General features: G+C 71.3%; 19 protein-coding genes. 8 read left to right on the top strand and 11 right to left on the bottom strand.

All coding sequences use genetic code 11. The annotated features are described in order from the left end of the window. Positions 1-49: 49 nt before the first annotated feature. Entirely contained in the window at positions 50-784 is a 735-nt protein-coding gene (locus AB1046_RS03535; RefSeq protein WP_369372421.1) for a TetR/AcrR family transcriptional regulator, read from the top strand. Between the two features lie 14 nt (positions 785-798). On the opposite strand, the gene AB1046_RS03530 is transcribed toward AB1046_RS03535, so the two are convergent. From AB1046_RS03530 to AB1046_RS03520, 3 genes are all read right to left on the bottom strand, one after another. Beyond that, a complete protein-coding gene (locus AB1046_RS03530) occupies positions 799-1,800 on the bottom strand; it encodes a proline racemase family protein (protein ID WP_369372420.1) in 1,002 nt (333 codons plus the stop codon). A gap of 19 nt (positions 1,801-1,819) precedes the next feature. Beyond that, entirely contained in the window at positions 1,820-2,737 is a 918-nt protein-coding gene (locus AB1046_RS03525) for a dihydrodipicolinate synthase family protein (RefSeq protein WP_369372419.1), read from the bottom strand. Between the two features lie 137 nt (positions 2,738-2,874). Beyond that, entirely contained in the window at positions 2,875-3,555 is a 681-nt protein-coding gene (locus AB1046_RS03520) for a GntR family transcriptional regulator (RefSeq protein ID WP_369372418.1), read from the bottom strand. Positions 3,556-3,848: 293 nt separating this feature from the next. Here AB1046_RS03520 and AB1046_RS03515 point away from each other — a divergent pair, with 293 nt between their 5' ends. After that, complete coding sequence (locus tag AB1046_RS03515) at positions 3,849-5,786, top strand: HNH endonuclease (RefSeq protein WP_369372417.1); 1,938 nt, start codon at positions 3,849-3,851, stop codon at positions 5,784-5,786. Between the two features lie 65 nt (positions 5,787-5,851). Continuing rightward, positions 5,852-6,964: an epoxide hydrolase family protein gene (locus tag AB1046_RS03510; protein WP_369372416.1), complete on the top strand. Its 1,113-nt coding sequence runs from the start codon at positions 5,852-5,854 to the stop codon at positions 6,962-6,964. A 14-nt stretch (positions 6,965-6,978) separates the two neighbouring features. On the opposite strand, the gene AB1046_RS03505 is transcribed toward AB1046_RS03510, so the two are convergent. Beyond that, entirely contained in the window at positions 6,979-7,410 is a 432-nt protein-coding gene (locus AB1046_RS03505; RefSeq protein WP_369372415.1) for a nitroreductase/quinone reductase family protein, read from the bottom strand. 85 nt (positions 7,411-7,495) lie between these two features. Here AB1046_RS03505 and AB1046_RS03500 point away from each other — a divergent pair, with 85 nt between their 5' ends. Further along, a complete protein-coding gene (locus tag AB1046_RS03500) occupies positions 7,496-8,146 on the top strand; it encodes a TetR/AcrR family transcriptional regulator (RefSeq protein ID WP_369372414.1) in 651 nt (216 codons plus the stop codon). Positions 8,147-8,153: 7 nt separating this feature from the next. Here the strand turns inward: AB1046_RS03500 and AB1046_RS03495 are convergent, their stop codons facing one another. The 3 genes from AB1046_RS03495 to AB1046_RS03485 are packed head-to-tail and all read right to left on the bottom strand — an operon-like array spanning position 8,154 to position 10,455. Further along, on the bottom strand, positions 8,154-9,086 hold the full coding sequence (locus AB1046_RS03495; RefSeq protein ID WP_369372413.1) for a cation diffusion facilitator family transporter: 933 nt from the start codon (positions 9,084-9,086) through the stop codon (positions 8,154-8,156). Then, a complete protein-coding gene (locus tag AB1046_RS03490) occupies positions 9,083-9,487 on the bottom strand; it encodes an ArsR/SmtB family transcription factor (protein WP_369372412.1) in 405 nt (134 codons plus the stop codon). The genes AB1046_RS03495 and AB1046_RS03490 overlap by 4 nt, the downstream gene beginning before the upstream one ends. A gap of 20 nt (positions 9,488-9,507) precedes the next feature. Next, on the bottom strand, positions 9,508-10,455 hold the full coding sequence (locus tag AB1046_RS03485; protein WP_369372411.1) for an NAD-dependent epimerase/dehydratase family protein: 948 nt from the start codon (positions 10,453-10,455) through the stop codon (positions 9,508-9,510). Positions 10,456-10,579: 124 nt separating this feature from the next. Between AB1046_RS03485 and AB1046_RS03480 the strand changes: the two genes are divergently transcribed. Further along, the gene (locus AB1046_RS03480) at positions 10,580-11,710 is read left to right on the top strand and encodes a mandelate racemase/muconate lactonizing enzyme family protein (protein ID WP_369372410.1); all 1,131 of its coding nucleotides are present in this window, start codon (positions 10,580-10,582) and stop codon (positions 11,708-11,710) included. A gap of 55 nt (positions 11,711-11,765) precedes the next feature. Further along, positions 11,766-12,482: a FadR/GntR family transcriptional regulator gene (locus AB1046_RS03475; RefSeq protein ID WP_369372409.1), complete on the top strand. Its 717-nt coding sequence runs from the start codon at positions 11,766-11,768 to the stop codon at positions 12,480-12,482. 185 nt (positions 12,483-12,667) lie between these two features. On the opposite strand, the gene AB1046_RS03470 is transcribed toward AB1046_RS03475, so the two are convergent. The 4 genes from AB1046_RS03470 to AB1046_RS03455 are packed head-to-tail and all read right to left on the bottom strand — an operon-like array spanning position 12,668 to position 16,132. After that, positions 12,668-13,063: a universal stress protein gene (locus AB1046_RS03470; protein WP_369372408.1), complete on the bottom strand. Its 396-nt coding sequence runs from the start codon at positions 13,061-13,063 to the stop codon at positions 12,668-12,670. After that, positions 13,060-14,583: a tripartite tricarboxylate transporter permease gene (locus AB1046_RS03465; RefSeq protein ID WP_369372407.1), complete on the bottom strand. Its 1,524-nt coding sequence runs from the start codon at positions 14,581-14,583 to the stop codon at positions 13,060-13,062. The genes AB1046_RS03470 and AB1046_RS03465 overlap by 4 nt, the downstream gene beginning before the upstream one ends. A 31-nt stretch (positions 14,584-14,614) precedes the next feature. Next, entirely contained in the window at positions 14,615-15,106 is a 492-nt protein-coding gene (locus AB1046_RS03460) for a tripartite tricarboxylate transporter TctB family protein (protein WP_369372406.1), read from the bottom strand. A 6-nt stretch (positions 15,107-15,112) separates the two neighbouring features. Next, the gene (locus AB1046_RS03455; protein ID WP_369372405.1) at positions 15,113-16,132 is read right to left on the bottom strand and encodes a Bug family tripartite tricarboxylate transporter substrate binding protein; all 1,020 of its coding nucleotides are present in this window, start codon (positions 16,130-16,132) and stop codon (positions 15,113-15,115) included. 156 nt (positions 16,133-16,288) lie between these two features. Here AB1046_RS03455 and AB1046_RS03450 point away from each other — a divergent pair, with 156 nt between their 5' ends. After that, positions 16,289-17,173, top strand: a complete 885-nt coding sequence (locus AB1046_RS03450) for a LysR family transcriptional regulator (RefSeq protein WP_369372404.1) — start codon at positions 16,289-16,291, stop codon at positions 17,171-17,173. A 122-nt stretch (positions 17,174-17,295) separates the two neighbouring features. Next, the gene (gene kdgD / locus AB1046_RS03445) at positions 17,296-18,216 is read left to right on the top strand and encodes a 5-dehydro-4-deoxyglucarate dehydratase (protein WP_369372403.1); all 921 of its coding nucleotides are present in this window, start codon (positions 17,296-17,298) and stop codon (positions 18,214-18,216) included. Positions 18,217-18,222 lie beyond the last annotated feature (6 nt).

Raw genomic sequence — 18,222 nt, 5'->3', positions numbered from 1 at the left:
CTAGGCTAGCCCCGAACACACCGTCAGCACGGAAGCGAGCACAGCGACGATGGACGCCAAGGCCCCGACCGGGCTCGACCTGCTCTGGGGACCCGGCACGCCCGCGCCGGGGTCCCGGCCGGGCCTGACAGCCGCCCGCATAGTCCGGGCGGCGGTGGAGCTCGCCGACGCGGGCGGCCTCGATGCCGTGTCGATGGCGAAGATCGCCGAGCGGCTCGGCTTCACGACGATGTCGCTCTACCGGCACGTGCAGAGCAAGGACGAGATCCTCCTGCTCATGCTGGACTCGGTAGCGGCCGTGCCGGCAGAGCTCGACGAGCCCTGCGCCGACTGGCGGCTCGGCCTGCAAGGCTGGTGCCGCGCGCAGTGGGCGATGCTGCGGGCGCACGCCTGGATCGTGGACGTGCCGATCGGCGGCCCGCCCACCACTCCCAACCAGCTGACCTGGACGGACCGCGCGCTGGGCGCGCTGGGCGGCACCGGCCTCACCGAGAGCGAGAAGGCGGGCGTCGTCCTGCTCGTGGCCACCTACATGCACAACAGCGCGCGGCTGACCGCGGGCCTCGGGGAGTCCGTCTCCGGGGAGTCGGTGGCCGCCTACAGCGCGCTGCTCGGCCGGCTCGTCGACGCCGAGCGGTTCCCCGCCCTGCGCCGCGCCGTCGACGCGGGCGCCTACGACTACCCGGCCGACACCGCCGCAGAGGAGCAACAGCTGGACTACACGTTCGGCCTCGATCGCATCCTGGACGGGGTGGAGGCACTGATCAGGCAGCGCGCCCGCTGACGGCGGCGCCAGGGTCAGAAGACGAAGCCCGTGGGGAACGGGTCGCTCGGGTCGAGCAGGTAGTTGGCCGTGCCGGTCACCCAGGCGCGGCCGGTGATGGTGGGTACAACGGCGGGCACTCCCGCGACCGTCGTCTCGGAGACCAGGCGGCCGACGAACCGGCTCCCGATGAACGACTCGTTGACGAAGTCGGTGTGCAGCGCGAGCTCGCCGCGCGCCCAGAGCTCGGCCATACGGGCGGAGGTGCCGGTGCCGCACGGTGACCGGTCGAACCAGCCGGGATAGATCGCCATCGCGTGCCGGGAGTGCCGCGCGTCCGAGCCGGGGGCGATCAGCTCGACGTGGTGGCAGCCCTCGACGCCGTCGAGCAGTGGATGCTTCGGCTTGGCGGTCTGGTTGATCGCGTCCATGATCGCGAGCCCGGCGGCCAGCAGCTCCTGCTGGCGGCCCCGGTCGAAGGGCAGCTTCAGGTCGTCGAGGTCGACGAGGGCGTAGAAGTTCCCGCCGAACGCCATCGAGTACGGCACCGTGCCGTAGCCGGGCACCTCGACCGTCTCATCGAGCGCCGTCACGAAGCTGGGCACGTTGGCGATGGTCACGGCGTCGGCATGACCGTCGCTGACCGCCACCCGCGCGACGACGAGCCCGGCGGGCGTGTCCAGCCGGATCTCCGTCACGGGCTCGACGACGTCGACCATGCCCGTCTCGACCAGGACCGTGGCGACGCCGATGGTGCCGTGCCCGCACATGGGCAGGCAGCCGGACACCTCGATGTAGACCACGCCCCAGTCGCAGTCGGGCCGCGTGGGCGGCTGCAGGATGGCGCCGCTCATCGCCGCGTGCCCCCGCGGCTCGTTCATGAGGAACAGGCGCAGGTCGTCCATGTGCTCCATGAAGTAGAGCCGCCGGTCGTTCATGGTGTCGCCCGGTATCTGCCCGACGCCGCCGGTGATCACCCGCGTCGGCATGCCCTCCGTGTGCGAGTCGACGGCGGTGATCGTCCTGCTGGTGCGCATCCTGCCTCCCGGTGCTCGGTCAGCGCGCGGCGATGTAGCTCAGCGCCGCTTCGGTGTCCTTGCGGACCTGGGCCTCGTGCTCCGCCGTGAGCGGTCCGCGCGGCGGGCGGGTCGGCCCACCGTAGCTCTGCCCGGCGAGGTCGATCGAGAGCTTGATCGCCTGGACGAACTCGGTGCGCGAGTCCCATCGGAATGCCGGCACCAGGTGGCGGTACAGCTCGCGGGCCTCGGCGATCCGGCCGTCGGTGACCAGGGTGTAGATCTCGACGGCCTCGCGCGGGAACGCGTTGGGATACCCCGCGAACCAGCCGGTCGCCCCGGCCACGAGCGACTCGAAGAGCAGGTCGTCGGCGCCCGCGATGACGTCCAGGTCCGGGGCGAGCTCCTTGATCTCCAGCACCCGCCGCACGTCGCCGGAGAACTCCTTCACGGCCACGACGTTCTCCAGCTGGGCCAGCTCCGCCAGGATGCTCGGGGTGAGGTCGACCTTCGTGTCGATCGGGTTGTTGTAGACCATGATCGGGATGCCGACCTCGTTGACGCGCGTGTAGTGCTCGATCACCTCGGAGCGGCTCGCGCGGTAGATGGTCGGGGGCAGCAGCAGGACGCCGTCGGCCCCGTCCTCGGCCGCGAGCTCGGCCCAGTGCTTGGCCTGGTGCCAGCCGACGCCGTGCACCCCCGCGACCACCAGCCCGCGCCTCCCCACCGCCCGCACGGCGGTCTGGACCACCTTGCGGCGCTCGTCGTCGGTGAGCGAGGAGTACTCACCGAGCGAGCCGTTCGGGCCGACGCCGCGGCAGCCGTTGTCGATCAGGAACTCGCAGTGTGCGGCGAACCGCTCGTAGTCGACGGCGAGGCCGGCCGGTGCGGAATCGTCCGGCGTGAAGGCGAGAGTGGTGGCGACGATCACGCCGCCGAGGTCGAAGCGCTGGTTCATGTCGGGTCTCCTGCTGGTCGGGATGCTGAGGGCAACGTTCGAGGCAAGGTCGAGGGCAGGGTTAAAGGTGAGGTTGAGGGTTAGGTCGACGGCTCCCGGGGGCGTCCGGCGGCGCATCGGTGGCCGGCGCGGGCGGTTCAGCCCTCCGGGTTGCCTGCCCACGTGCCCAGCGAGTGCCCGATGTGCCGCTCCATGAGCGCCTTGGCGCCGGGCCCGTCGCCGGCCGCCAGGAGGTCGAGCAGCTCGTGGTGCTCCTGGGCGGAGTCGGCCAGCGTGCCGTTAGCGACCATGGCGGAGAGCCCGAGCAGCCGCGCCCGGTCCCGCAGGTCGGACACGATCTCGTCGGCTACCGGGTTGCCCAGCAGGCCCATCAGCCGCAAGTGGAACGACTGGTCCGCCTGCAGGTAGGAGATCAGGTCGCCGGTGCGCGCGCCCTCGACGATCTCGTCGGCGAGCGCGTTGAGCTCCGGGAGCTGCCCGATGGGGAACGACCTGGCCAGCCGCTCCATCCAGATGGGCTCGATCACGAGCCGGACGGCGGCGACGTGCCCCAGCGTCTCGTCGCTCACGCGGGTGACACGGAATCCCTTGTTGCGGACCGCCTCCAGGAACCCTCGGCGTTCCAGGTCCAGCACAGCCTCCCGCACCGGGGTCGCGGACACGTCGAACCGGGCGGCAAGGGTCGGCACGGAGACGAGCTCGCCGGGCTCCAGCTCGCCGGCAACGATCGCAGCTACGAGGGCGCGGTGCACTCGCGCGCGCAGGCTCGCGACCGGTGGAGGACGACGGACCGACGGCGTCGGTACTGCTGCGCTCATGGTGCTCTCCCGGGCTGATGGGCAACTTCAGTAATATATTACTCCTTCACGACCGGCGGCGAGGTTGAGCGGAAGGCCAGTGGGCAAGCGCCGGGCGGCGAGGTCGATCGACGGGCCGCGCGATTCTGTCGGGGCCAGCACCGTCGACGCATCCTGGAATGGAGCGCTTACGCGGATGGCAGAAGAACAGGTAGTGGGCGCCGCGGGTTCGATATAGTCGAACACATGTCCGGTTTTGACAGGTGCGTTGACTGTCTTTGAGGCACCTGAGAACGAGAGAAGGAGGTGCTGCGATGTTTGAAAAGCCGACCGTCGACGAGATCGACATGGTCTGGGACGACGCGCTGTTGGACATCGCGCTCCCGCCTGACCCGCTCCCGGACGATCAGCTCCCCGGGAAACTGATCATGCGCGACGGGATGCCGATCCGCCTCGTGCCTGAGGATGCGGTGCCGAGCTGGGTGTCGTCGTGGGATTCGGGCTGGCCTCCGGACAGTGTGCCCGTCGCCCTCTGGCCAGCGGCGCAGTTGCGGGCAGCGTTCGCCGGGGCGCCAGGCGCGGAGCTGGCGCGTGTGGTCACCGAGGCGATGGACCCGCAGGCTGACCTGCTGGCCGAGCTACCCGATGACGCGTTGGGTGATCTGGTGACCGCTTGCGGGCGGCTGCAGTCCTGGGCTGCCGGGGTGCAGGCGCGGGTCGTAGGCGAGCGCGCCGCCCGTGAGACCCACCCGCTCGCCCACAGCTCCCTGGTCGCACAGGTCACCACTGAACTGGTGGTGACCGGTGAGGAAGCGAGCGAGGTCGTGGTCCGCGCCGAGTCCGGGACAGACCACCCCACCGTGATCCACGCACTGGAGACCGGCCGGATCGACATCAAGAAGGCCCACACGTTGTTGCGGTCCGCGACCCAGCTCACGCTTGCCGAGCGGGCCGAGGCGATCGCGAAGTATCTGCCCCAAGCACCGCGCAGGACGTGGCGGTGGCTGCAGACCAAGATGCTCGCGTTCGCCAAGGACCGGCACGGATCAGCGAAGGCCGCCCAGGCCGCAGCACAACACCGCTCGGTCCACCTGGACCGGGCGGAGAACGACATGGGCTGGCTCTCGGCCTACCTGCCGGCCGCCGACGCGGCAGCGGTATGGGGCGTCGTGGACGACATGGCCCACCAGCTCCGACACGTCACGGGCGAGGAACGCACCCTCGTCCAGCTACGAGCAGACTCCCTGACCGGCATCGTCACCGGCCGCCTCCTGCCGGCCGACCGATTCACCGACACCTGCACCTGCACCAACCCCCAGGACCACACCGACGCCCATGACCGGACCGACACGCACGGTCGCACGAAGCCGGGCTCGTCGGGCGACATGGCCGCCGTTGCGGGCGAGGACGCGCAGAACGGTGCAGGTACGGACGGCGATGTGGCCGGGCCGGTGTGTACATGTGGTGGCCGCCCACCCGTCGTACAAGAGATCGTTCAGGTGGTGCGCGTGACACCGACCCGGCCCGTGGTGCGGGTCACGGTCCCGGTCAGCGCGCTCCTCGGCCTGGACGATGCCCCGGGCGAGCTGGAGGGGTTCGGGCCGGTCACCGCGGACCTCGCCGCCCAGATCGCCACCGACGCGACCTGGCAGCGCCTGGTCACCGACCCGGTCACGGGGGTCCTCACCGACTACTCGACCACGACGTACCGGCCGGGCAAGGTGCTGCGTCAGGCGGTCGTCGCCCGGGACAAGACTTGCATGTTCCTTCAGTGCGAACGACCCGCGGACTGGGACGACCTGGACCACATCGTGCCGTTCGATCATGATCTCGACCCCAGTTCCCTCCGGCCCGGCACTAGAGGACAGACGCGCGCCGAGAACCTGCACCCGTTGTGCCGCAGGCATCACCTGCTCAAGACGCACGCGGGCTGGGGCGTCGTGCGTGACCCCGCGACCGGGGTCACGACGTGGACCACCCCCGCCGGCCGGAACCACGTCCGACCACCGACCGTGCTGGACACCCACGTCGAGATCGACGAGGTCGACCCCGAATCCAGCTACGACCTGACCCTTCGCGCCCTGACCGGACGTCGACTGCCCCGCGCCTACCAGTCCACCGAACCCAGAACTGTGCCCGGCGACCCTGGCAACCCCGGCGACCCCGGCGACCCGGGCACCTCCGGCACCACGACCGATCCGAACGGTCCGACCGGCCCGAACGGCCCAGCCGACCCGGACCCACCGTTCTGAACGCCGCCTCGGTCGATGCCACCCGGACATCAGCACTGTCAGTGGCTCGACATAGCGTGAGGTTCATGAGCCAGCCCCGACCCTTCACCGTGCACGTCCCCGACCAGGTGCTCATCGACCTGCGGGACCGCCTTGCGCGCAGCCGGATCCCGGCCGCCTCGCCCCGGCGCCCGGCGTCGGGCATGACGGCCGAGTACCTGCGCGAGCTGGTCGACGAGTGGATCGGCTGGGACTGGCGGGTGCGCGAGGCATGGCTGAACACGCACCCGCAGTTCATCGCCGAGATCGGTGACGCCGCGGTGCACTTCGCACACCTGCGCTCGAACACAGCGGACGCGCCGGTGCTCCTCGTGCTGCACGGCTGGCCGCACACGTTCGCGCTGCAGCTCGACTTCGCCGACCTGCTGCCCGACTTCCACGTGGTCGTCGCGAGCCTGCCTGGGTTCGCCTTCTCCTCGCCGTACGCCACCGGCGAGATGTCGGAGAAGCGGCTCGCGGCAACGATGCACGCCCTGATGACCGACGTGCTCGGCTACGAGCGGTACTTCACCTACGGCGAGGACGTCACGGCGAACGTCAGCGACCTCATCGCCGCCCGCTACCCCGAGCACGTGGCCGGGATCATCGCGACCCACGCGCACTTCCCCACCACCAAGGAGCGCGCTGCGCTGACCGACCCGGCCGTCAAGGAGTTCTTCGCCGGCATAGCCGCGAAGCACCAGACCGACGGCGCCTACGGCCACGTCCAGGCCACGAGACCTGACACACTCGCGACCGCCCTCAACGACTCCCCCGCCGGCCTGCTCGCGTGGCTGGCCGAGAAGCTCGTCGAGTGGAGCGACACCCCGCCCGGCGACCCGCGAGGGGTGGAGCGCCGCATCTCACGCGACCGCATCCTCACCGAGGCGACGATCTACTGGGCGACGCAGACGATCGGGTCGTCGTTCCGCCCGTACTACGAGGGCGCTGACCAGCCCGACCCGATCCCGCCGACGACGGTGCCGGCTGCCGTCTTCATCCAGCGGCACGCGGCGACGTACCCCGAGTCGCTCGCGCGCCGCCACTACCTCGACCTGCGGGTGTTCGACCGCCTCGAGGAGGGTGGCCACTTCACCGTCGCGGAGGTGCCGGACGAGATGGCGGCGCGCGTGCGAGAGTTCGTCCGCTCGCTCGGCTGAGCCGGAGGCGGCGCTCAGGCCACGGGCTCCAGCCGGATGACGGGGAACTTGCGGTCGGTGTGCGTCTCGTACTCCCGAGCGTCCGGCCAGTACTCGGCCCAGATCCCGTAGAGCCGTGCCCACTCGGGCGACGTCGGGCGCACCACGGTGGCGGCCGCCTGCAGGGTCTCCGCGCCGACCTCGATGGTCAGCTCATCGGGGCCATCCTCGACGTTCGCGACCCAGGTCGGGTCCTTCGGAGCCCCGCCCATCGAGCCGACGATGAGGTAGGCGGTGCCGTCGGTCGCGGCCACGAGCGGCGTCACGCGTTCCGTGCCGGAGACTCGCCCGACGTGGTGCAGGAGCAGGAGGCGCTTGCCGTCGAAGTGCCCGCCCGCGACCGGCGCGTCCACGACCCCCGCGTTCGCGCGGAACGCCTCGATGATCTCGGTGTTCATGTCTGCCATCTCGTCCTCCTCGTCCGTACGTCGGCCACCCGGCCGACCTAACCGGACTTTACCCCGCTTACGCGATTCCCGATAGCATCCGGGCATGAGCACGCCGATGACGTGGGGCACACCGCAGCCCGAGCGGGCCGATGCGGCGCGCAACCGTCAGCTGCTGCTCGCAAGCGCCCGCGAGCTCCTGGCCGAGGTCGGGGCCGACTGCCTCACGATGGATCGCCTTGCCGAGCATTCCGGGCTCGGCAAGGGCACCGTGTTCCGCCGGTTCGGGACCAGGGCGGGGATCTTCCAGGCCCTGCTCGACGACAGCGAGCGCACCCTCCAGCAGGAAGTGCTCTCAGGTCCGCCGCCACTCGGGCCGGGAGCGCCGCCGGTCGACCGCCTCGTGGCCTACGGACAGGCCCGTATCCGCTTCCTCGCGGAGCACCATGCCGTGGCCCGCGCCACGTTCGACGGCCGCCAGCCGGCCGGCAAGCGCCGGCCGCTGTCGGAGATCCATATCCGGGTCCTGCTGCGTGAGCTCGACCTGCCCGGCGCCGACCTCGACGTCCTGGCCGGACAGCTCGCCTCAGCGCTGGACGGCCCGCTCCTGCTGCGGCTCTTCGCTGCGCCGGAATCCGACGGGCCGGCGTTGGGCGGGCCGGCGTCGGGTGGGCCCGGGCCCACGACCCGCTACGAGGCGGGCTGGCGCGACCTGGTCGAGCGCATCTGCGGCCCGGCCTCCCCGCCGGCCGGCTGACCTGGCGTCAGGCGTGCGTCGCCGCCTCGTGGCGGGCGTGCTCGGCGGGCTCGAGCTGGAAGGTCGAGTGCTCGACGGACACGTCGAACTGGGTGGCCACGCACTTCTGCAGCGCGTCCAGGACCGGGGGCGCCTGCCCGTTGCGGAAGCAGACGTCCCGCACCACGACGTGCGCGCTGATCGTCGGCAGGCCGGTGGCGACCAGGGACGCGTGCAGGTCGTGGACCGCCTCGACGTGCTCGACCTCCAGCAGCCGCGCCCGGACCTCGTCGAGGTCGATCCCGGACGGCGTGGACTCCAGCAGCACGTTCACCGAGTCGCGCAGCAGCGCGAGTGCCCGCGGCAGGATCAGCACGGCGATGACCAGCCCGGCGACGGCGTCGGCGCGCTGCCAGCCGGTGGTCGCGATCACGACGGCGGCCACGATCACCGCCACCGACCCGAGCGCGTCGTTCGCCACCTCCAGGAACGCGGCCCGCAGGTTGAGCGACGCCGACCGGCCGCCAGCCAGCACCAACAGCGCCACCACGTTGCCAGTCAGGCCCACGATGCCGAACACCAGGAGGCCCGGGCCGGGCGCCTCGGCCGGGCCGACCAGACGGCTCACGCCCTCGACCAGGGCGTAGACGCCCACGGCAAGCAGCACGGCGGCCTGGGCAAGCGCGGCCAGGATCTCGGCGCGCCGGAACCCCCAGGTCCGGCGGGGTGACGGCGGCCGGAGCGCGAGCGACGCCGCGAACAGCGCGATGGCGAGCCCGGCGACGTCGGTGAGCATGTGCGCGGTGTCGACCAGGAGCGCGAGGCTGCCCGTGACCAAGGCCCCGACGGCCTGGGCCACGAAGACCACCGCCGTGATCCCGAACGCGACGGCGAGGCGGAGCCGGTTGCCCTGCGCGCCATCCGCCCCGTGGGCGCCGTGGTCGTGCTGGTGGCCGGTCATGCCGCCCCCCTCGATGCCGCCGGGGCGAGCGACGCGGCCGCGTGGTCGGCGCTGTGCTCCGGGCACAGCGCGACGGCGTCACCGGTGAGCGCGAGGAGGCGCTCGGCAGACTCCAGGACCGCGAGCGTCGCCTCCATGTGCGTCAGCGAGAACACGGACGCCCGGCCCTGCGGCCGGGACTCGACCAGCCCGCAGTCGCGCAGGCAGGCGAGGTGCTTGGAGACCGTCGACTGCGCGAGGCCGAGGTGCCCGGTCAGGTCCACGACCCGGTGCTCGCCCAGGGCCAGGTGCCGCAGGATCGCCAGCCGCGACGGGTCCGAGAACCCGTGGAACAGGCACGCCGCCACGGTCATCCCGTCGGCGCCCTCGGCATGATCGTGCTTTGACTCTGTCATCGCCATACGGCGATGCTACCAGCCACCTAGCTCATGGGCACGACCCGGGCGTGCCAGGCCTTCGCGGTGACCTCCAGCACGTCGGCCCACGGCGTCGGGTGGACGCCGAGTACGTTGCTCGTCTCGGTCGCGTCCGCGACGAACGGCCGGTCAAACTGGTACAGCACGCTCAGCGCCTCCCGGACCAGGGGCGACGCGAGGCCTCCCGCGCGCAGTGCGACGCGAGGCACCCGCCGCAGGCGCGGCTCACCGGTCCCGGCCCGGGCGCCCAGCTCGCGCAGCACCTCGCGGACGGTCACGGGCGGGTTGGACGGCACGATCCAGGGCGAGCCCCAGGCCCGGTCGTCGGCGCCGAGCGCGATGAGGGTCGAGACCACGTCGTCGACCGCCGTCCAGGTGTGCGGCTGGTCCGGGTCAGCCATGACCGACGCCGGCTTGCCTGCGAGCGTCGCGGCCGCGTACATCGGCAGCACTCCGTGCGCGTCGGTCACGGTCGGCCCGATGTAGTCGGAGGCTCGCGCCTCGGTTACGCGCACCCGGCCGGCACGGTGCGCGTCGAGCGCCTCCTGCCACATCCGCGCCCGGACCGCACCGACGGCGCTCGACGGCGCCAGCGGCCGGTCGCGGGTCATCGGACCGTCGACCGGGCCATAGCCGTAGAGGTTTCCGAGGGTGACGAGCACCGCGCCCGACGACTCGGCCGCGTACAGCACCGACTTCGCCAGTGGCGGCCACCCGCGCTCCCAGGTCGGGTACGGCCCGGGGTTCGCGCAGTTGTAGATCACGCCGACGCCGCGGGCGGCGTTCGCGAGCGCCACGGAGTCGAGCGCGTCGAGCGCGATCCGCTGGACGCGGCCCAGGGCGGGCCCGCCGCCGGAGCGAGTCACCACGCGGACGGTGCGGCCGGCCTGGGACAGCCGGGACGCGAGGGCGGTGCCGACGGGACCTGCGCCGACGACGAGATGGGTGGTCATGGGCCCAGGGTGCCACCTGAGAGCAGTGCCCCAAGACCACCCTCCGTTCGCCGAGAGACAGATTAGTCATACAGGTTATGTATTTGTATGATGAGTGACGCACACCCCGCCGCAAAGGAGCGCCATGACCTACTTGCCCGACGCCATCCGGACCGTGCGGCTCTCGTCTGTCACGCTCCCCCTGGCCACCGCCATCTCCGATGCCAAGGTCTTCACCGGCCGCCAGAAGCCGATGACCGAGGTCGTCTTCCTGTTCGCGGAGATCACCACCGAGCAGGGCTTCGAGGGCCTCGGCTTCTCCTACTCCAAGCGCGCCGGCGGCCCCGCCCAGTACGCGCACGCGAAGGAGGTGGCGCAGGCCGCCGTCGGCGAGGACCCGAACGACATCGCCAAGCTCTACACCAAGCTGTTGTGGGCGGGCGCCTCGGTGGGCCGCTCGGGTGTGGCGACCCAGGCGCTGGCCGCCATCGACATCGCCCTGTACGACCTCAAGGCCAAGCGCGCGGGCCTGCCGCTCGCCAAGCTGCTCGGCGCGCACCGCGACTCCGTGCGCACCTACAACACCTCCGGCGGCTTCCTGAACGCCAGCATCGAGGAGGTCAAGGAGCGCGCAAGCCGGTCGATCGCCGAGGGCATCGGCGGCATCAAGATCAAGGTCGGCCTGCCCGACGGCGCGCGCGACCTCGCCCGGGTGGCCGCCGTCCGCGAGCACATCGGCGCGGGTGTGCCGCTCATGGTCGACGCCAACCAGCAGTGGGACCGCACCACCGCACTGCGGATGGGCCGGCGCCTGGAGGAGTTCGACCTGGTCTGGATCGAGGAGCCCCTGGACGCGTACGACGCCGAGGGCCACGCCGCCCTCGCCACCGCCCTCGACACCCCGATCGCCACGGGCGAGATGCTCGCCTCGGTGGCCGAGCACGAGCGCCTGATCACCACCCGCGCGTGCGACATCATCCAGCCGGACGCCCCGCGCATCGGCGGCATCACGCAGTTCCTGCGCCTGCTCACGCTCGCCGACCAGGCCGGGCTGGACCTCGCGCCGCACTTCGCCATGGAGATCCACCTCCACCTGGCCGCGACCTATCCGCGCGAGCCCTGGGTGGAGCACTTCGACTGGCTCGACCCGCTGTTCAACGAACGCCTGGAGACGAAGGACGGCCGCATGCTGATCCCGGACCGACCGGGCCTCGGGGTCACGCTCAGCGACCAGGCGCGCGTCTGGACCACGGACACCGCCCTCTTCGGCGCCTGACCCTGTACCCCGCCGTCGACCCCCGGCAACCTCTCATGGATGGAAGCATTGCGACATGGCTCCTACGTTGAGCAGCACCCTGGTCGAGACGCTGCGGACCCGCATCGTCAACGGCGACATCGCACCCGGCGAGAAGCTGCCCAGCGAGCCGCAGCTGGCGACCGAGCACGGGGTGAGCCGCACCGTCGTCCGCGAGGCGATAGCGCGCCTCAACCTGGAGGGCCTGGTCCACACGCGGCGGGGCAGCGGCAGCTACGCGCTCACTCCCCCGGCCGACGACGCCGACGGCGCCCCACCGCTCGCCCGCTCGCTGGCCGACCGTCTCGCCTTGGTCGAGTACCGCCTGGCGCTGGAGGCCGAGGCCGCCGCGCTCGCCGCTACCCGACGCACGCCGGCCCAGCTCGCGGCGCTGGCCGACCGTCTGGACGCGCTCGCGTCGTCGGAAGGCCACCCGGCGACCGCGATGCAGCACGACTTCGCCTTCCACCGGCTTGTCGCCGAGGCCGCGGGCAACCGGTTCCTGCTGGAGGCCCTGGACCGGCTGGGACCGCAGATGATCGCCATGCCGCGCGGCCGGCTCGACCGGCGCGGCGCTGACCTCGACGACGGCGGCCGCTTCACCGCCGTCGTGCAGGAGCACCGGGCGGTGCTCGCTGCGCTGGAGTCGCAGGACCCACTGGCAGCAGCAGCGGCGATGCGGGTCCACCTGGCAGCCTCCCGCCGCCGCCTCGTCGAGGAGTCGGGCGCAGCACTCTCCACCGAACCACGTTGAGCACAGCACCTGCTGTGGTCGGCATCGTCCGCCCCCATGAACCGACGAACTTCCGCTTACACGGTTCCTCGTGTCCCCGTTAGACCGGCTCAGATGTGTTGCTCTGAGTAGACGTTGTCGACTCAGAGCAACACATCCCGCAGTACACGTGTCTCCCCGGGCCCGCCCGCCTCGCAGCGCCCCAGCTAGCGCGGCGGCTTGACCGCCAGCACCGGGTGGTCCGCCTGCAGCAGGATGCGCTGCGCCACCGAGCCCATGATGAACTTCCCGACCGTGCTGCGGCGGCGCAGGCCGATCACGATGAGCGACACGTCGTGCTTCTCGGCCAGGTCGAGGATCTCGTCGGTGAAGTCGTCCCGGTGCGTGCCGCGCACCACCTCGGCGCGCACCCCGGCGTCGTCCGCCAGGGTGAGGACCCGGGAGAGGTCCTCCGTCGTCGCGACGGTGGTCTCCACCACCGAACCCTCGCGCGCCGAGTTCACGACGAGCAGGTCCTCGTCCCGGAGCCGGGCCTCGGTGATCGCCGCCCGCACGGCGGCCTCCCCCGCGGGCGTGGGCACGTAGCCGACGACGATGCTCATACTGACTCTTCCTCTCGGTTCTGGGCTGGCACCTGGGCCGCCCGCCGGTTGCGGACGGACCGGACCAGGGGCAGCACGGCGACCACCACGAACACGACCAGCAGCGTCGCGGAGATGGGCCGCGTGAAGAACCCGGCGGCGGACCCGTCGAACATCAGCAGCGAGCGCCGCAGGCTGGACTCCAGCAGGGAGCCGAGCACAAACGCCAGGACGAGCGGGCCCGGCTCGAAGCCGAACTTCTTCATCAGGTAGCCGACGGCGCCGAAGACGACGACCAGGAGCACGTCGAACACGGAGTTGTTGATGGTGTAGGCGCCGATCATCGTGATCAGCGCGGTGACCGGCGCGAGGATCGCGGACCGCACCCGCAGGATGCGGACGAACACGCCGACCAGCGGGATGGACATGATCAGCAGCAGCACGTTGCCGATGTACATCGAGTTGACGACGCCCCAGAACAGCTCGGGGTGCTCGGTCACCAGCTGCGGGCCGGGGGTGATGCCCTGGATGAGGAGCGCGCCGAACATGAGCGCCATGGTGGCGTTGGCGGGGATGCCGAGGGTGAGCAGCGGGATGAACGAGCTGGTGGCGGCGGCGTTGTTCGCCGTCTCCGGGCCCGCGACGCCCTCGATGGCGCCCTTGCCGAACCGGCTCGGGTCCTTGGCACGCTTCTTCTCGGCGGCGTAGGCGGCCATGGAGGCGATGGTCGCGCCGCCGCCGGGCAGGATGCCGAGGAAGAACCCGAGCACGGACCCGCGGGCGACGGCGCCGGACGACTCCCGGAGGTCCGTGCGCGACGGCCAGACGTTGGCGACCTTGCCCGGGGCGTGCACCGCGCGGTGCCGGTCCTCGAGGTTGTAGAGGATCTCGCCGAGACCGAACAGGCCCATGGCGACGGGGACGAAGTCGATGCCGTCGGCCAGGCTCAGGTTGTCGAACGTGAAGCGTTCGGTGCCGGTGAAGATGTCCCGCCCGACCGTGGCCAGCAGCAGCCCGATGGCGGCGGCGATCAGCGCCTTTACCTTGGCCCCGGACGCGATGGTCGAGACCAGGAGGATGCCCAGCAGCGCGAGGGCGGCATACTCGGGCGGCCCGAAGTCCAGGGCGAAGCCCGCCACGAGCGGCGCGAGGAAGGTCAGCCCGATGATCGCGACGGTGCCACCGATGAAGGAGCCGATCGCGGCGACGCCGAGCGCCGTCCCGGCTCGGCCCTGCCGGGCGAGCGCGTGCCCGTCCAGGACAGTGACCACTGAGCTGGCCTCGCCGGGCAGGCGGAGCAGCACGGAGGTGATGGTGCCGCCGTACTGGGCGCCGTAGAAGATCCCGGCGAGCATGATGATCGCCGTGACGGGCTCCACGCCGTAGGTCAGCGGCAGCAGGATGGCGATGGTCGCGGCCGGGCCCAGGCCCGGCAGCACGCCGATCAGCATGCCGATGACCACCCCGATGAGGCAGTACAGGAGGTTCGTCGGTTCCAGCACGACGGCGAAGCCGGCGAGGACGTTCTGCAGTGAATCCACGTGCGCCTTTCGCTTGAAAGAGGGCGGGCCCTTAGAAGAGGTGCGGGACGTTGGTGCCGAGCGCCCCGACGAAGACCGCGTACAGCACGCCGACGACGAGCACCGAGTACAGGACGGCCGAGCGCCAGGACTCCCCGCCGAGGAACTTCATCCAGATCAGGCTCAGCAGCAGCGCGGGGATCTCGAAGCCGATCACGGGCAGCAGCGCCACCAGCCCCAGGAGAGTCACGAGGCCGACCAGGGAGAACCAGGAGTGGCGCGAGAACTTCTCGCCGTCCCCGCCCCGGCGTCCGAGGAACACCTGCGCGAGCGACAGCACCAGCACGGCGACGCTGATCGCCAGCGGCCACAGGCCGGCGCCCGGTTGGGTCGGCGTGCCGAGGCCCAGGGAGACCGCCACCACCGCGCCGGCCGCGCCGACCGCCGCTGTCACCAGGCAGGCCGCGAGGTTCGCGACCGGGCCGGCGGGCGGCGGCACGTCTTCGGTCCATTCGTCGGCCGGCTCGACCGTTGTGCTCTCCACGCCCGCTCAGCCGTCCGCGAGGCTGATGTTGTACTCCTCGGTAAGTGCCCGGTACCGCTCGGCGAGGTCGGTCCATTGGGTGGTGACCTCCTCGCCCGAGATCTCGTGCGGCGTGAGCAGGTTGTTCTGATTGAACGCCGTGTAGGTGTCCGAGGCGATGGCCGCGTCGATCGCCTCGACGAGGCGCGCCTTGACGTCGTCGGGCAGACCCTGCGGGGCGGCGATCGCGCGGTACTGGGAGACGGGCACGTCGTAGCCCTCCTCGACGGCGGTCGGCACGTCCGGCAGGTACTGGTTGCGCTCGGCGGAGAACGCGAGCAGCGGCACCACGCCCCCGGCGTCGATCTGCGGCTTTGCCTCGCCGAGCTGCACGGTTGCCACCTGCACCTGGTCGCCGACGACGGCGGTGAGCGCGGGCGAGCCGGAGTCGAACGGGACCGCCGTGCCGTCGATCTCGGCCTGCGCGAACAGCGCTGCCTGCGCGAGCTGGGAGCCCGTGCCGACGCCCGTGGTGCCGTACTTGATCGAGCCGGACGCGTCCTGGAGGTCCGCCAGGTTCTCGAACCCGGACTCCGCGCTGGCGATCAGCACGTAGTCGTCCTGCGAGAGGCCCTTGAGCACGTCGAGGTTGCTCAGGTCCACTGCCTCGTCGTCGGACACGGCCAGCGGGGTGATCGTGATGAGGGAGGCGTTGAGCAGCACCAGCTCGTACCCGTCGGCGGGCTGGCCCGCGACCTCCTCCGTGGCCACCGCGCCGTTGGCCCCGGCGCGGTTGACCACCGGGACGGCCACCCCGAGGTCCTCGGCCATGCCCTCGGCCACGGCCCGGGCGATCAGGTCGGTGGAGCCACCGGCGTCCTGACCCACGGTGATGGTCACGGGGCCGGTCGGGAAGTCGGCCCCGGCGGAGTCTCCCCCGGCGCCCACGTTCCCGCCGCACGCGGCAAGGGTCAGGGCGGCGAAGGCAGCGGTGGCACCCAGGACGGCCCCGCGGGTGCGCGGGGATGGGTGGGCGGGAGTTGTCATTACGGCTCTCCTCATTGAGATAAACGCAGAGATTCTGACGCAGATCGAGATCTTGGAGCAGGACTGCGTTGAGCCTAGGAAGCCATACGATGCCTGTCTAAGCCTCATACTGCATTGCTTGATTCTCGGAATGCATCAATTCCCGGAAAGGCCATCGTGTACACCCTCGACCAGGTCCGCTGCTTCCTGGCCGTGGCGGAGGAGCTCCACTTCGGACGCGCCGCCGAACGGCTCAACATGACCCAGCCACCGCTCAGCCGCCAGGTCCAGAAGCTGGAGCGCGCCGTCGGCGTGCCCCTGCTGGAACGGGACAACCGCCACGTCGAGCTGACGACGGCGGGCGCGGTGTTCCTCGAGGAGGCCCGCCGCCTTCTGACCGCCGCCGACGCCGCGCCCGCGCTGGCCCGGAAGATCGCCGCAGGCCGGGCGGGTGTGCTGCGCCTCGGCTTCACCGCCGCCTCCGGGTTCAGCCTCCTGGGCACGCTCGTGCAGGAGATCGCCGAGTTCATGCCCGACGTCGACCTCGACCTCCAGGAGCTCGTCACGATGGAGCAGATCGAGGCGATCCACCGCGGCGAGCTCGACCTGGCGCTGGGCCGGCCCCCGTTCGACCAGGAGAGCTTCGACTCCCGGCTCCTGCTGTCGGAGGACCTCGTGCTGGCCGTGCCCGACGGGCACCCGCTGGCACGGCTGGACCGGCCGGTCGTCGTCGCCGACCTGCGCGACCAGGCGGTGGTGGGGCACCACCCCACCAAGGCCCGGTACTTCCACGACATGGTGGTGCGGTACGTCGCCGTCGAGCACACGGCGGTCGTGCACGTCGTCAGCCAGATCCTGACCATGTGCTCGCTCGTGGCCGCCGGGCGCGGCGTCGCGTTCGTCCCCGAGTCGGCCCGCCTGCTCGGCCTGTCCGGCGTGACGTTCCTGGAGCTGGGCGACGTGCCGCACGGCGTCGTCGAGCTGCACGCCATCTGGAACCGCGCCTCCAAGAACCCGGCGCTGCACGAGTTCCTGCGCTACCTGCACCCCGTGCACGACTGAGCCGGGCGGGGCTCTTGATGCTTCCCGAGCATGAACCGATGCAACATCGGGCATGGACAGGCATCGTCGGAGGTTCTTAGGTTGGCGGCCGGACCATCGCCGTCGTCACAGGAGGGGCCACCGTGGCCACGTACGCACCCCAGGAGCTCGCCGTCGCCCTCAAGGACGGGCTGCTGTCGTTCCCCGTCACCCCGTTCGCCGGGGACGGCGAGATCGACGAAGCGCTCTACCGCGCCCACATCGACTGGCAGTCCAGCTTCGCGATCGGCGGGCTGTTCGCCGCGGGCGGCACGGGCGAGGGCTTCAGCCTGACCCCCGAGGAGTCGGCCCGGGTGGTCCGGCTCGCCGTCGAGACCGCCGCCGGGCGCACGCCCGTGCTGGGCAGCGCGGGCGGCAACACTGCCCAGGCGATCCAGAACGCGCAGGCCGCCGAGGCAGCGGGCGCCGAGGGCCTCCTGCTGCTGCCCCCGTACCTCACCGAGTGCGACCAGGACGGGCTCCTGGAGCACGCCTCCGCCGTGTGCGCCGCCACCAGCCTCGGCGTCATCGTCTACAACCGCGGCAACGCCGTGTACTCCGCGCAGACGGTCGCGCGGCTCGCCGAGCGGCACCCCAGCTTCATCGGGTTCAAGGACGCCATCGGCGACATCGAGCAGCTCACGCGTGTCCACGCCACAAACGGCGACCGGCTCTTCTACCTCGGCGGGCTGCCCACCGCCGAGACCTACGCGCTGCCGCTCCTGCAGCTCGGCCTGAGCACCTACTCGTCCGCCATGTACAACTTCGCGCCCGAGTTCGCCCTCGCGTTCTACCGTGACGTACGTGCCCTCGACCGCGCGGCCGTCACGGAGAAGCTCAGCCAGTTCGTGCTGCCGTACCTCGACATCCGCGACCGCACCAAGGGATACGGGGTGTCGATCGTCAAGGGCGGCATGAAGGCGGTGGGCCGCGACATGGGCAGCGTGCGCCCACCCCTGCAAGACCTCACCGACCGTGACCGAGAAGACCTGAGCGCCCTGATCGACGCCGCCGGCATCCGCTGAAGCACC

It is taken from the genome of Promicromonospora sp. Populi (assembly GCF_041081105.1).
Classification (GTDB): domain Bacteria; phylum Actinomycetota; class Actinomycetes; order Actinomycetales; family Cellulomonadaceae; genus Promicromonospora.
The sequence above is the reverse complement of the archived record's forward strand: the minus strand, read 5'-3'. Positions and strand labels throughout refer to the sequence as shown.

Coding starts and splice junctions, on each gene's coding strand:
- AB1046_RS03535 (WP_369372421.1), top strand. CDS start 50: ATGGACGCCAAGGCCCCGACCGGGCTCGACCTGCTCTGGGGACCCGGC.
- AB1046_RS03530 (WP_369372420.1), bottom strand. CDS start 1,800: ATGCGCACCAGCAGGACGATCACCGCCGTCGACTCGCACACGGAGGGC.
- AB1046_RS03525 (WP_369372419.1), bottom strand. CDS start 2,737: ATGAACCAGCGCTTCGACCTCGGCGGCGTGATCGTCGCCACCACTCTC.
- AB1046_RS03520 (WP_369372418.1), bottom strand. CDS start 3,555: ATGAGCGCAGCAGTACCGACGCCGTCGGTCCGTCGTCCTCCACCGGTC.
- AB1046_RS03515 (WP_369372417.1), top strand. CDS start 3,849: ATGTTTGAAAAGCCGACCGTCGACGAGATCGACATGGTCTGGGACGAC.
- AB1046_RS03510 (WP_369372416.1), top strand. CDS start 5,852: ATGAGCCAGCCCCGACCCTTCACCGTGCACGTCCCCGACCAGGTGCTC.
- AB1046_RS03505 (WP_369372415.1), bottom strand. CDS start 7,410: ATGGCAGACATGAACACCGAGATCATCGAGGCGTTCCGCGCGAACGCG.
- AB1046_RS03500 (WP_369372414.1), top strand. CDS start 7,496: ATGAGCACGCCGATGACGTGGGGCACACCGCAGCCCGAGCGGGCCGAT.
- AB1046_RS03495 (WP_369372413.1), bottom strand. CDS start 9,086: ATGACCGGCCACCAGCACGACCACGGCGCCCACGGGGCGGATGGCGCG.
- AB1046_RS03490 (WP_369372412.1), bottom strand. CDS start 9,487: ATGGCGATGACAGAGTCAAAGCACGATCATGCCGAGGGCGCCGACGGG.
- AB1046_RS03485 (WP_369372411.1), bottom strand. CDS start 10,455: ATGACCACCCATCTCGTCGTCGGCGCAGGTCCCGTCGGCACCGCCCTC.
- AB1046_RS03480 (WP_369372410.1), top strand. CDS start 10,580: ATGACCTACTTGCCCGACGCCATCCGGACCGTGCGGCTCTCGTCTGTC.
- AB1046_RS03475 (WP_369372409.1), top strand. CDS start 11,766: ATGGCTCCTACGTTGAGCAGCACCCTGGTCGAGACGCTGCGGACCCGC.
- AB1046_RS03470 (WP_369372408.1), bottom strand. CDS start 13,063: ATGAGCATCGTCGTCGGCTACGTGCCCACGCCCGCGGGGGAGGCCGCC.
- AB1046_RS03455 (WP_369372405.1), bottom strand. CDS start 16,132: ATGACAACTCCCGCCCACCCATCCCCGCGCACCCGCGGGGCCGTCCTG.